This is a genomic window from Mesorhizobium sp. AA22, assembly GCF_001672375.2.
Classification (GTDB): domain Bacteria; phylum Pseudomonadota; class Alphaproteobacteria; order Rhizobiales; family Rhizobiaceae; genus Mesorhizobium; species Mesorhizobium wenxiniae.
Genome location: NZ_CP048406.1, coordinates 106,936 through 119,843 on the forward strand (window position 1 = coordinate 106,936; position 12,908 = coordinate 119,843).

At 62.5% G+C, this 12,908-nt stretch carries 12 protein-coding genes; 9 read left to right on the plus strand and 3 right to left on the minus strand.

Features of this window, described 5'->3' with window-relative positions:
* The first annotated feature begins 68 nt into the window (after positions 1-68).
* The 9 genes from A9K68_RS00510 (at position 69) to A9K68_RS00550 (ending at position 9,922) form a co-directional block, all read left to right on the plus strand.
* Positions 69-1,217, plus strand: a complete 1,149-nt coding sequence (locus A9K68_RS00510; RefSeq protein ID WP_065005950.1) for an acyl-CoA dehydrogenase family protein — start codon at positions 69-71, stop codon at positions 1,215-1,217.
* A 77-nt stretch (positions 1,218-1,294) separates the two neighbouring features.
* Positions 1,295-1,690 (plus strand): RidA family protein, encoded by a 396-nt coding sequence (locus tag A9K68_RS00515; RefSeq protein ID WP_065005951.1) that lies wholly within the window; start codon positions 1,295-1,297, stop codon positions 1,688-1,690.
* Between the two features lie 356 nt (positions 1,691-2,046).
* Complete coding sequence (locus tag A9K68_RS00520; RefSeq protein WP_082982108.1) at positions 2,047-2,775, plus strand: GntR family transcriptional regulator; 729 nt, start codon at positions 2,047-2,049, stop codon at positions 2,773-2,775.
* A 171-nt stretch (positions 2,776-2,946) separates the two neighbouring features.
* Positions 2,947-4,086 (plus strand): aminotransferase class V-fold PLP-dependent enzyme, encoded by a 1,140-nt coding sequence (locus A9K68_RS00525; RefSeq protein ID WP_065005953.1) that lies wholly within the window; start codon positions 2,947-2,949, stop codon positions 4,084-4,086.
* Positions 4,087-4,186: 100 nt separating this feature from the next.
* The gene (locus A9K68_RS00530; protein ID WP_065005954.1) at positions 4,187-4,984 is read left to right on the plus strand and encodes an ABC transporter substrate-binding protein; all 798 of its coding nucleotides are present in this window, start codon (positions 4,187-4,189) and stop codon (positions 4,982-4,984) included.
* Positions 4,985-5,177: 193 nt separating this feature from the next.
* The gene (locus A9K68_RS00535) at positions 5,178-5,852 is read left to right on the plus strand and encodes an amino acid ABC transporter permease (protein ID WP_065005955.1); all 675 of its coding nucleotides are present in this window, start codon (positions 5,178-5,180) and stop codon (positions 5,850-5,852) included.
* A gap of 61 nt (positions 5,853-5,913) precedes the next feature.
* Positions 5,914-7,194, plus strand: coding sequence for a cysteine desulfurase-like protein (locus A9K68_RS00540; RefSeq protein WP_065005956.1), 1,281 nt, complete (start codon positions 5,914-5,916; stop codon positions 7,192-7,194).
* 463 nt (positions 7,195-7,657) lie between these two features.
* Positions 7,658-8,353, plus strand: a complete 696-nt coding sequence (locus A9K68_RS00545) for an RNA polymerase sigma factor (RefSeq protein WP_065006137.1) — start codon at positions 7,658-7,660, stop codon at positions 8,351-8,353.
* 294 nt (positions 8,354-8,647) lie between these two features.
* The gene (locus tag A9K68_RS00550) at positions 8,648-9,922 is read left to right on the plus strand and encodes a hypothetical protein (protein WP_246811272.1); all 1,275 of its coding nucleotides are present in this window, start codon (positions 8,648-8,650) and stop codon (positions 9,920-9,922) included.
* A gap of 363 nt (positions 9,923-10,285) precedes the next feature.
* Here A9K68_RS00550 and A9K68_RS00555 read toward each other — a convergent pair whose 3' ends face one another.
* From A9K68_RS00555 to A9K68_RS00565, 3 genes are read right to left on the minus strand one after another with little or no spacing between them, the layout of a single operon-like run.
* Positions 10,286-11,116 (minus strand): dipeptide ABC transporter ATP-binding protein, encoded by an 831-nt coding sequence (locus A9K68_RS00555; protein WP_065005958.1) that lies wholly within the window; start codon positions 11,114-11,116, stop codon positions 10,286-10,288.
* The gene (locus A9K68_RS00560; protein ID WP_065005959.1) at positions 11,113-11,988 is read right to left on the minus strand and encodes an ABC transporter ATP-binding protein; all 876 of its coding nucleotides are present in this window, start codon (positions 11,986-11,988) and stop codon (positions 11,113-11,115) included. Before A9K68_RS00560 ends, A9K68_RS00555 begins: the two co-directional genes overlap by 4 nt.
* A 2-nt stretch (positions 11,989-11,990) precedes the next feature.
* Positions 11,991-12,908 (minus strand): ABC transporter permease subunit, encoded by a 918-nt coding sequence (locus A9K68_RS00565; RefSeq protein WP_065005960.1) that lies wholly within the window; start codon positions 12,906-12,908, stop codon positions 11,991-11,993.

Consider the following 12,908-nt stretch of genomic DNA (forward strand, 5'->3'; position numbering starts at 1 on the left):
GGGACTGCGCCCCCCTTTGTCCGACAGAGGGGGGCGCCGTCGAGTGCAGTTCGGGACGAGGCATTCCCATGCCTGACCGCTCCTTCCTCAACTGGCCGTTCTTTGAGGATCGCCATCGCGAGCTTGCCGAGCGGCTGGACGCCTGGTGCGGAAGAAACCTGCCGGTCGCGCAGGACGATGTCGATGCCGCCTGCCGCGCGCTTGTGGCGAAGCTCGGCCAAGACGGCTGGTTGAAACCGACGGCGCTCGACATCGCAAACCCCGGGCCGCTTGACGTGCGCACGCTGTGCATTACGCGTGAGACGCTGGCCCGGCATGACGGACTGGCCGACTTCGTCTTCGCCATGCAAGGGCTCGGCACCGGGGCGCTCAGCCTGTTCGGAACGCCCGACCAGCAGCGCTGGCTGGCGAAGACACGCGCCGGCGAAGCGATTTCCGCGTTCGCGCTGTCGGAGCCACGCTCCGGATCTGACGTCGCCAATATGGAGATGACGGCCGCGCGCGACGGCGACGACTATGTTCTGTCAGGCGAAAAGACCTGGATTTCCAATGGCGGCATTGCCGATCTCTACGTCGTTTTCGCTCGCACAGGCGAGGCGCCCGGCGCCAAGGGGCTTTCCGCCTTCATCGTGCCTGCAGACACCGAGGGCCTGACAATCGCCGAGCGGCTGGAGGTGATCGCGCCGCATCCGCTTGCACGCCTGTTCTTCGACAATGTCCGCGTTCCGGGCTCGGCATTGATCGGCAAGCCAGGCGACGGTTTCCGTCTCGCCATGTCGGTGCTCGACGTGTTCCGCTCGACGGTCGGCGCGGCGGCACTCGGCTTTGCCCGGCGCGCGCTGGACGAAAGCATCACAAGAGTGGCCGAGCGCAAACTGTTCGGCGCTGCGATGGCCGAGCTGCAAATGGTGCAGGGCCACATCGCCGACATGGCGCTTGATGTCGATACCGCAGCCCTGCTGGTCTACCGCGCCGCCTGGACCAAGGACATGGGCGCCGCCCGTGTCACCCGCGAAGCGGCGATGGCCAAGCTGTTCGCCACCGACAAGGCGCAAGAGGTGATCGACAAGGCCGTGCAGCTGCATGGTGGTGACGGCGTGCGTAAGGGCCACATCATCGAAAGCCTCTATCGCGAGATCCGCGCGCTGCGCATCTATGAGGGCGCATCCGACGTGCAGAAGTTGGTCATCGCCAGGCAAGTGATGGGAGCGGCCTGAGACCGAGCTTGCGACAGAAAATTGCTGGTTTCGAATTTTGAACACTGCGACCGGATTTGAGTATCGGGAGGCTTGATATGCACACCATCCTGCAGCCGGAAGGCTGGGCGAAACCAATCGGTTACGCCAATGGCGTCGCCGCGCGCGGGCAGCTGATCTTCATCGGCGGCCAGGTCGGCTGGACCGGCCAAGGCCAATTCGAAACCGATGATTTTGTCGGCCAGGTGCGGCAGACGCTTACCAACATCGTCGCGGTGCTCGCCGAGGCCGGCGCCAAGCCTGAGTATATCACCTCGATGACCTGGTACTTTACCGACAAGGCCGAGTATCTGGCCAACCTCAGGGGTATCGGCGAGGCCTATCGCGAGGTCATCGGACGACATTTTCCGGCCATGGCCGCTATGCAGGTGATGGCGCTGGTCGAGGATCGCGCCAAGGTGGAGATCCAGGCCACGGCGGTGATCCCGGACTGAGGCGAGGCGTGCTTCCGTTCTCCCCTTGTGAGGCCTTTGCAGAGAAGGTGGATCGGCGCGTAGCGCCGAGACGGTTGAGGGGTGTTGGACGGAGCGCGGTCGACGCCAAGCTGGAACACCCTTCATCCGTCCGAGCTTCGCTCGGCCACCTTCTCTCACAAGGCGAGAAGGGAGAGCCACACGCTGGCGCCCTTTTCTCCCAGTTTCTTCACGGAAGAGGGGGGAGGCTGAGAGCGATTGCCCCCAGCGTGCCATCTAGACGGCTTGGCTTAACGCGCATCTTGTGATCAGATGATCATGCCTGCTTCGGTTGGGCAATGACCGTACATAGCTTCTGTCGGGAGAAAAGCGAAACCGTGGCTCTGGGATTTGAACCGGTATCGGGACGTGTGACCGTCCAGGATGGTGTCTACCAGCAGCTTCGGCATGCCCTGATGGTCGGCAGCTTCGATCCGGCCCAGGTGCTGACCATCGCCTCGCTGGCCGAAGCCTTCGGCACCTCGAACATGCCGGTGCGTGAGGCCTTGCGGCGGCTCGCCGCCGAGAACGCGCTGGAGATATCGCAGAACGGCTCGGCCTGCGTGCCGGTCGTCACCCGCGCGCGGCTCGACGATCTCTGCCGGGCGCGCGTCACCGTCGAAGGGCTGGCGGCCGAGCTCGGGGCGCCGCGCCTGAGCGCTTCCGAGATAGCCACATTGCAGAGGATCACCGCCGACCAGAAGGCGATCGGGCTGAACGGCAGCATCTACGAACTGATCGCCAAGAACCAGCAGTTCCATTTCACCATCTACCGCGCCTCCGGCTCCGACGTGCTGTTTCAGTTGATCGAGACGCTGTGGCTGCGCTTCGGCCCCTATATGCGGCTGTTGTCCAACCATGTCGCGCCCTTGATGCGCGCCGGCACGATGGAGCCGTCCGGGCGGCACACTGCGATCATCGCAGCATTGAAGGATCGCGATTTTGCCCGCGCCCGCGAAGAGGTGATTGAAGACATCAGGACGACGCAGGAGACGCTGCGCGCAATCTGCCCAGACGTGCCGGAAACCAGGCCGGTCGAGTTCGCCGGGTTCGGCAAGGCCTCCTGAAGCTCCGCTGCGGATTGAACGCCAAATTGACGCCGGAAAGTGCCGATTCGCGACCACTCGCGGTCGGAAAAAATCGCCCCCGATTTTCCCGATGAATCACATTTCTTCGCGGGCAGCGATTGATCCGTATTCGGTTTTGTGATCACATGATCACAAGGGAGCCAAAGCGTCGTGTCTGGTTATTTTCTCTACCATTCGATCGGGACGTTTCCCGGCAAGGCGGAGCGCATGGCTGCTGCCCTGTCGGAATTCTCGGGCGTCTGGTCGGCGGAAGATGACGGCCAGTGGCCGGCGGCCCTTGCCGCGCGGCAGCGCTTCGTCGATGCCTGGGGCCGGCTGATCGATGCCCCGCAAGGCACCCTGACCACCGCCGAGAACGTCACGTCAGCGCTTTATAGTCTGATCGGCGGCCTGCCGTCCGAGCGTCTGGCGGGAAAGCGCCTGCTGGTCGCGGCCGACTGTTTTCCGAGCCTGCACTTCCTGCTTGCCGGACTTGCCGAGCGCTTCAACTTCGTGCTCGACACCGTGCCGCTGCGGCCTGGCGAGAGCTGGGTGCGCGACGAGGATTTCATCGCCCGCTGGCAGGACGATGTCGGTCTGGCCTTGCTGACCTTCGTCACCTCGACGGCCTCACACCGCTGCGACGTGACGCGGCTTGCCGAGCATGGCCGGGAGATGGGCAGCGTCGTCGGTGTCGACATTACGCAAGGTGTCGGCGTCGCACCCTTCTCGGTTGTCGAGACGCCGGTCGATTTCGTCGTCTCGACCTCGCTGAAATGGCTGTGCGGCACTTCGGGTGCCGGCATCCTGCAGGTGACGTCCGATCTGCTGTCCGCCTGCCGGCCGGAACTTCGCGGATGGTTTAGCCAACCGAACCCGTTCTCCTGGGATCTCGACAGTTTTTCCTATGCAAGCGATGCGCGCCGTTTCGACCATGGCACGCCGGCCATCCTGGCCAGCGTCGCATCGCTGCCCGGCCTCGAATGGGTCGCCGAGACAAGCGTCGACGCCATCCGCTCACAGAATGCCAGCATGACCGAGCGCATCATCGGCTGTGCGATGGACAATGGCTGGGTATTCCGTACGCCGCTCGATCCAGACCAGCGCGGCGGCAGCGTCATGCTGACCTTGCCGCAAGGCGTCGACCCGGTGAAAACGGTGTCGGCGCTGCGCAGTGAGCGACTTTACTGCGACGCGCGCGGCGCGACGCTCAGGCTGTCGCCCGGCATGGTCACCACAGACGACGCGGTGGACGCACTGCTGGAGCGTCTGCAGCAGTTGATCGGCTCGCGACAACGCCGCGCATCCTGACTTCAGGCGCCGCCTCGCCTGCAGTGTCCGGAAATACGGCGCTGAAAAGGGGCGGAAGTGAAAAGCGCCACAGGGAGTGGCCGAACCAGAGGGAACGAAAATGAGCTTCACTCGCCGTAATTTGCTTCTTCTCGCTGCCGCCATCGGCATTGCCGCCGGCCCGGTTGCGGCCTATGCCCAAGAGACGCTGAATGTCGGCGCCTATCCGACCAATCCGCCCTTCGAATACAAGAACGAAAGCGGCACCTTCGAGGGCTTTGAAGTCGACATCGTCAACGAGGCGGCCAAGCGCATCGGCATGACCACGGAAATGGCCGATCTCGGATTTCAGGCCCTGTTCGCCGCCACCACGTCGAAGCGCATAGACGTTGCCATCTCCTCGATCACGATCACGCCGGAGCGGCTGAAGTCGCAGGCGTTCACGCAGCCCTACTATGATTCCGACATGGGCATCGCCGCCAAGGCGGACAGCCCGATCAAGTCCGAGGCCGACCTCAAGGGCAAGATCATCGGCGTGCTGTCCGGCTCGACCGGGGAAGCCTGGACCAAGCAGCACCAGGAGGCCGGCGGGTTCAGCGAGGTGAAGGGTTACGACACGCAGCAGAACCTGCTACTCGATCTCAGCGCTGGTCGCGTCGACGCCGCGGTCAGCGACATCCCAGGCCTGGAATATTCCTTCACCAGGATGAAGGACCTCGCCGTAAAAGAGCGTATCAAGACTGGCGAGCAGTACGGCCTGATGATGGCCAAGGACCACCCGCTGCTCGGCAAGCTGAACGACGCACTGACGGCGATGAAGAAGGACGGCACGCTGGCCGCGATCCACAAGAAGTGGTTCGGCAGTGACGCACCCGCCGATTCTTCGACCGTCAAGGAAATGCCTATCCCGAAGGCCTGAGCGGCAGCGGCTGAAATCGAGCCGGCTTTCCACACCGGCACGATTTCACGGACAGCGTTGCGCGCCCTCCTGGACGTGCAACGGACGCCGTAGCCCTTCGACTTTCACGCATGATCCGCTCCGAAACCCGATTTCTGGTTTCGGCAGCATGCTTTAGCGTCGCGGGACGCCAAATCTTTCGGGAATGCTCCCCATGTCGCTGCTCGAGACCTTCTTCAACGCCGATGTCATGATCTCCAGCCTGCCGGCGTTGCTGCGCGGCTTCCTGAACACGCTGCTGCTCGGGCTGTTGAGCATCGGCATCGGTATCCCCGTCGGCCTGGCGATCAGCCTGATGCGCCTCTACGCGCCAAAGCCGCTGCGGCTGCTGGCGGTCGGCTATATCGATATTTTCCGGGCGATGCCGGTGCTTGTCGTGCTGATCCTGATCTATTACGCGCTGCCGTTCCTCGGCATACGCCTGTCATCCTGGACCTCCGCGGTGACGGCGTTCGCCATTATCATGGCAGCCTATTCGGCCGAGGTGTTCCGCTCCGGCATAGAAAGCATTCCGCGCGGCCAGTTCGAGGCGGCGCAGGCACTCGGCCTGCCGTTTTTACTGACCTTGCGCAAGGTGGTGCTACCACAGGCGATCCGCGTCGTCATTCCGCCGATGACCAGCAACTGCGTTTCGATGTTCAAGGATACATCGCTTGCCTCAACAGTGGCGCTGCCCGAACTGCTGAAGGAAGCGACCAACGCGCAGTCACTCTACGCCAACCCCTCGCCGCTGATCGGCGCGGCGCTGGTCTATCTCATCTTTCTCTGGCCGATGGTCCGTCTCGTCAGCCTGCTGGAACGCCGCTTCAAAACCGAAAAAACCCGCTGACGTCGCCAGCTTCTCCATCTGCCAATTTTCATATCTGTCAGGCACTTCGCAGGAGACCAACTTGAACAAGCATCAGCCCCACAATGCGAACGACGTCTCCGCAATCTTCCCGGTCGACACGATCCGCGCCATGTTTCCAGCCCTGCAGCAGGCCGGCGACTTCATCTTCATGGACAATGCCGCCGGCGCGCAGATCCCGCAAAGCGTGCTCGATGCCGTGACCGACCATCTGGTGGCGCACAATGTACAGCGCGGCGGCCGCTATAGCCGCAGCGTCGCCGTCGACCAGGCGATCGCCGATGCGCGCGAAAGCGTGGCGCTGCTGATCAATGCCTATAGCCCAGCGGAAATCTGCTTCGGCATGAACGCCACCTCGTTCATCCGCCTCGTCAGCCTCGGCATCGGCCAGATGCTTGGAGAACGCGACGAGATCGTCATCACCGACATGGACCATGACGCCAACATCGCCACCTGGCTGGCGCTGGCGCCCGCTGGCGCCAAGTTCAAGTGGTGGCGGATGCGCGACGACGGCAATCTCCATGTCGACGATTTGCGCCCGCTTATCTCCGACCGCACCCGGCTTGTCGCCTGCACCGTCACCGCGCATTCGATCGGTTCGATCGTCGATGTTGCTGCAGTGGCTGACATCGCGCATGCGGCCGGCGCCGAAGTGTTCCTCGACTGCGTGCATTACGGGCCGCACGGACTGATCGACGTGCAGGCCTGGGATTGCGACTATCTGGTCTGCTCAGGCTACAAGAATTTCTCGCCGCATATGGGCTTCCTGTGGGGCCGCTTCGAGACGCTGAAGCGCCTGCCGACCTTCCGCGAGGATTTCATTCCCGACGAGCCGCCCTACAAGGTCGAGGCCGGCACCTTCATCTACGAGAACGTCTCCGGCATGGACGCGGCCGTGCAATATCTGGAACTGATCGGCCGCAACTTCCTGGCCGAGAACAACCGGTCGCGGCGCGACAACCTCGTCGCCGGCATGAATGCCATCCGCGACTATGAGCTGGTGCTGGCGCGCGAAATGCTCGGCGTGCTCAAGGAGTGCGGCGCAACGATCTATGGCGTCGCCGACGAAGCCCGCCTGAACGAGCGGGTGCCGACCTTCTGCTTCAACATCGGCACGCTGCCGCCGCAAATGATCGTCGAGGCGATGGCCGAGATGCAGATCGGCATCCGCGACGGCCATATGTATGCGCCGCGGTTGATGAAGCGGCTGAACCTCAGCATGGACAGCGGCGCCATCCGCGCCTCGCTGGTGCATTACAACACGGTCGGGGAAGTCCGGCGCTTCGGCGAGGCGCTGCGCGCCATCATCGCAAAGCTGTCTTGATCGGCGTCTGGAGCGAGATGCATTTAGGTTGAACTTTTGCTCTATCTGTTTTTAGCCGCGCGATTGCTTCCACTTGGCTGCAAAACGCTCCAGGTCAAAACTCGATCATCTTGCAGCCGCCAATGGCTGAGAGGCGTCAGGAACGCGCCAGGTCAGCTCGTTGCGGAGAAGCTGGCCGAACACCCGCTATGGCGCAAAGCGGTCGCTCGTCACATCAGCACTCCATTGCATTCCGCCTCTCGGCGATAGCAGCCATCGTCTCAGGTTCGATGCACGGATCACGCGCCGCCGCTGCATGCGATTGCGATAGGGATGTACAATTCTCAGTAATCGGCGCCATCATCCACAGTTGGTCTTGGCAGCGCACGGGCCGTGCAGGACTCGCGAACATCTCTTCGGCAGGCACTCTCGCGTTGAGCTGGCCCGCACGCCACAGGTACCGGTGAAGCGCTTGGAGAGCACCATGACGAAGCCGATCGCACCGACCGAGGCAGTGAGAGTGGAAGACCTCGACGATGCGGCATTGGTCGATCGCGCGCAACAGCGCGACGGGGCTGCTTTCTGGTTGATCATAAAACGTCACAACCAGCGCCTCTATCGAATCGCTCGCGCCGTCCTGGATGACGACACCGAGGCGCAGGACGTGCTCCAGGAGACCTACATCCACGCCTTCATGCATTTGTCCGAATTCCGCGCGGAGGCACAGCTCTCCACCTGGCTCACCCGGATCACGCTGAACGAGGCCCTGGGCCGCCGCCGGCAAAGGCGACCGACGGTCGACGTAAAGGCGATCAAAGCCATGCCCGCTCCGTTCAGCGCATACAACGCTGACCCGGAGGAGGCATCCGCCCTCGCCGAGATCCGCCGCCTGCTGGAACGTGCGGTCAGTGACCTTCCGGAGCACTTTCGCATCGTGTTTGTTATGCGCGATGTCGAGGAAATGAGCACCGAGGAGACGGCCCTCCTTCTCGGTTTGCGACCTCAGACCGTGAAGACTCGGCTGCATCGCGCGCGCCGGCTGCTGCGTGAGACGCTGCGGGACAAGCTTGCCACCGTGTTTACCGACACCTTTCCCTTTGCGGGCGCGCCTTGTGACCGCCTCATGCAATCGGTCCTCGACCGGCTTGGAATTAGTCTTCTGCATTTGCAGGCTCACTAGGCGGCAGAGCGACCGAGCACGGGTTGCGCGAGTCGTGCCGACTTCATCTTTAATCGCTCCTCGGAGGTCCTCCGGCGGGCAGCGGGGATGTCGGGAACCTTTTGACAGTTGGGACCATCCAATGCTCATCGGCCGCAGAGCGCCGATGAAGATCTGTGTTGGATCCGGCCAACCATGGAGGCTGCCGACCGGCAAATCTATTAGGGAGGACTGCCAATGCTCATGCGTGTTAAGGTAATCGCCTGCTTTTCCGTTCTCGTGCTCTCCTCAACTCTGATACCGACCGCTGCCCAAATGAGCGCGAAGGGATCGACAAGCGGGAAGGATTATGACGACGCGGCCGCTGACCAGGCTAAGCAGTATCTTGAAGAAGGCCGCGAGACATTCCGCTTCGATACGTTCGGCAGCGAGGATTTCTGGGGTGGAAAGCTCAAGCTTCACGACGCGATCGCTGGCGATAAGCTAGGTGGCGCAGGACCAGGGCTCAGCCCGCAAAAAGCCCTCGAACTCGGCCTGAAGGTCGATGTGAACGCCATCCCGAAGGATGTGGCCGAGGCACTTGACAAAGGTGAAGTCGATCTCGCGGACCCGGCCAGCACGCTTCTCCTGCTCAAAGCCAACGCCGTTGTCGGAGTAACCGGTTTTTTTGGCGAGGACGGGAAGACGCTGACTTCCGTCGGCATTCAGTGCGCGGTGTGCCATTCGACGGTCGACGACTCATATGCGCCGGGCATCGGGCACCGACTCGACGGCTGGCCCAACCGAGACCTCAATATAGGGGCGATCGTGGCCTTGGCGCCGGATCTGACCGCCTTTGTAGAAATGCTGCAGATCCCCGAAGCGGAGGTGAAGAAGGCAGTAGAGGCTTGGGGGCCGGGAAAATTCGATGCGGAACTGAATCTCGATGGCAAGGCCTTCCGGCCAGACGGCAAGACTGCCGCCACGCTCAATCCGCCGGCCTTCGGGCTAGCGGGCGTAAACAACCACACGTGGACCGGCTCCTGGGGGACGGTGAGCTACTGGAACGCCTACGTCGGCAATCTCGAAATGCATGGGAAAGGCGTGTTTTACGATCCGCGGCTGGACGACGCCGAGAAGTATCCGGTCGCCGCCAGAACGAAGCAAGGCCACAAGCAGGACAGCGAAGACCGGATTACTGCCAAGCTGCCCGCCCTCCACTTCTACCAGCTCTCTCTGCCAACCCCAAAGCCGCCGGAAGGCTCCTTCGACGTTGCCGCTGCAGAGAACGGGATGGCGCTGTTCAACGAGAAGGCCAGATGCGCCACCTGCCATGTCCCGCCAATCTTCACGGAGCCGGGCTGGAACCTGCACACGGCGGAGGAGATCGGGATCGACGATTTCCAAGCGATGCGCTCTCCTGACGAGAGGTACCGAACCGCGCCGCTGCGTGCCCTGTGGGACGTCGAGAAGATCCACAAAGGCGGGTTTTACCACGATGGGCGGTTCGCCACGCTTGGTGACGTGCTCGAGCACTACAACAGTCATCTCGGCCTCAATCTGACCGATCGGGAAAAGAGCGATCTAATCGAGTATCTGAAATCGATATGATCTGAGGTTCGGCGTGAATCCGGTATTCCCTTTGCCAGTGCCAATGGGCTCGCTTCTTACATGACGGGTTCGCCTGTGACACGAGGGGCCGGAACCACGCCGAAGAGTGTGGCGCCATACCAGAATTCTCCAAATCAGAGGCGCCGCTGCGGCAAGGTGCACCCATTTCCTGAAGCCGAACGCGTGCGAGATCGTCGCAGGCGAGATCAGCCCGGATGGCTGGTGCCGCTTTCGCGAACCGCTGCCGGCCTGAGATTGATCGGTTCATAACAAGGACTGCTTTTCCCGCCTAATCCAGACCTGCTGCTCTGCTTGTTGAAGATCGCGAATGGGTCAAACTCGGTCATTCAGAGTAGTTTGACTCTAGGCCGCCTTCTTCTTCGCCAGCCTCGCCTTGATCGAGGCGACGTCGGCGCGCGGCGTGGCCGCGAATAGCGTCTTAGTGTAGCTGTGCTTAGGGTCGGCAAAGACTTCGTTGCGCGAACCGTATTCGACCGCCTCGCCGTAATACATGACCATCACGTCGTCGGCGATGTAGCGCACCACCGACAGGTCGTGGCTGATGAAGACATAGGTCAGCTTGAATTCGTCCTGCAGGTCGGCGAGCAGGTTGAGCACCTGCGCCTGCACCGACAGATCGAGCGCCGAAACCGGCTCGTCGAGCACCAAAAGGCTTGGATTGAGCATCAGCGCGCGGGCAATGGCGATGCGCTGGCGCTGGCCGCCCGAGAACATGTGGGGGTAGCGGTTGTAGTGTTCGGGGCCGAGGCCGACCTTCTTCAGCATCTTCATGGCGAGATCGCGCCGTTCGGCGGCCGGCTTGTCGGTGTTGATGAGCAGCGGCTCGCCCAGCACGTCGCCGATCTTCTGGCGCGGATTGAGCGAACCATAAGGGTTCTGGAAGACGATCTGCACCTTGCGGCGCATCTCCTTCGTCAAGCCATCCTTGGCGATGTCGACCTTGTTGCCGTCGATGAAGAGTTCACCTGATGTCGCCGGATCGATCAGGGTGATGATGCGGGCGAGCGTTGACTTGCCGCAGCCGCTTTCGCCGACGATGGCCAGCGTCTTGCCCTTGTCGACGCTGAAGGAAACGCCCTTGACCGCATGCACCGTGCGCGAGGGACGAAACAGGCCGCCGCCGACATGATAGTCGCGCACGATGTTCTTGCCTTCGAGAACCGTCACACTCATGGCGCGGCTCCCGTTGCAGTCCCGGCTCCCGCAGCAGAGGGGGCCGGTTCGAACAGCATGTCGGAAATGGTCGGCAGCCGGTCGCCGACGGCATTTTCCGGCAGCGCCGACAGCAGCGCGCGCGTGTAGTTGCTCTTCGGCTGCTCGAACAGCGACAGCACGTCTGCCTCCTCCATCTTGCGGCCCTTGTACTGGACGATGACGCGGTCGGCGGTTTCGGCCACGACGCCCATATTGTGGGTGATCATGATCAGTCCCATGCCATATTTGGCCTGCAGGCCAACCAGAAGGTCAAGGATCTGCTTCTGGATGGTAACATCGAGCGCGGTGGTCGGCTCGTCGGCGATCAGCAGCTTCGGATTGCAGGCGATGGCGATGGCGATCATGACGCGCTGGCACTGGCCGCCCGACATCTGGTGCGGGAACGAGTTCAGCCGCTCTTCCGGATCGGCAATGCCGACCAGCTTCATCAGCTCGATGGCGCGGGCCCGGCGCTGGGCGCGGTCCATGCCCATGTGGAAACGCAGCACCTCCTCGATCTGGAAGCCGGCGGTGAAGCACGGATTGAGGCTGGCGATCGGCTCCTGGAAGATCATCGAGATGTCCTTGCCGACGATCTTGCGGCGCTCGGACGGACTGAGCACGAGCAGGTCGATGCCGTCGAAGGCCATGCGGTCGGCCTTTACCGTGGCCGTATTCGGCAGAAGCCCCATCACCGCCAGCATCGCCACCGATTTGCCGGAGCCGGATTCGCCGACGATCGCCAGCACTTCGCGCGGCTCGATCGACAGGTCGATGCCTTGTACGGCCATGAAAGGTCCGGCAGCGGTATCGAAGGACACCGTGAGATTCTTGATTTCGAGAAGAGGCATGGTCACGACCTCTTCAGCTTGGGGTCAAAGGCATCGCGCAGGCCATCGCCGATCAGGTTGATGGCAAGCACCGTGATTAGAATGGCAAGGCCGGGGAAGGTCACCACCCATGGCGCGCGCAGGATGAACTCGCGCGCCGTGGCCAGCATCGTGCCCCATTCCGGCGTCGGCGGCTGCGCGCCGACGCCGAGGAAGCCGAGAGCCGCGGCCTCGAGAATGGCGTTGGAGAAGGACAGCGTCGCCTGCACGATCAGAGGTGCCATGCAGTTCGGCAAGATCGTCTTCACCATCAGCCTGAGGTGACTGGCACCGGCCACCTTGGCGGAGATCACATATTCGCGGTTCTTTTCAGCCATCACCGCCGCGCGCGTGAGCCGCGCGAAATGCGGCTGCAGCACCAGCGCAATCGCCAGCATGGCGTTGAACAGGCCGGGTCCGAGGATCGCCACCAGAACCAGGGCGAGGAGCAGCGACGGGAAGGCCAGAATGACGTCCATGATGCGCATGATCAGCGTATCGACCCAGCCGCGGAAATAGCCGGCGAGCACGCCGAGGACGATGCCGCTGGTCAGCGAGAAAACGACGACGACCAGACCGATGAACAGCGAGAACCGCGCGCCGAAAATCAGCCGCGAAAGCATGTCGCGGCCGACCGCGTCGGTGCCGAGCAGGAACATCGATTTGCCGCCCTCCTGCCAGACCGGGGGCGTCAGCAGCGAATCGCGAAACTGTTCGTCAGGCGAATGCGGCGCGACCAGCGGTGCGAAAATCGCGATCAGCACCAGAGCCGCGAACACGACCAGGCCGATGACGGCGCCGGTGTTCATCGAGTAGTAATGCCAGAACTCGGCGAAGGCGCGCTGACGGCCGCCGGTCGGAATGGCGGAGGCGGTGGCTTCTGCCGTGGTTTGGTCGGTCAT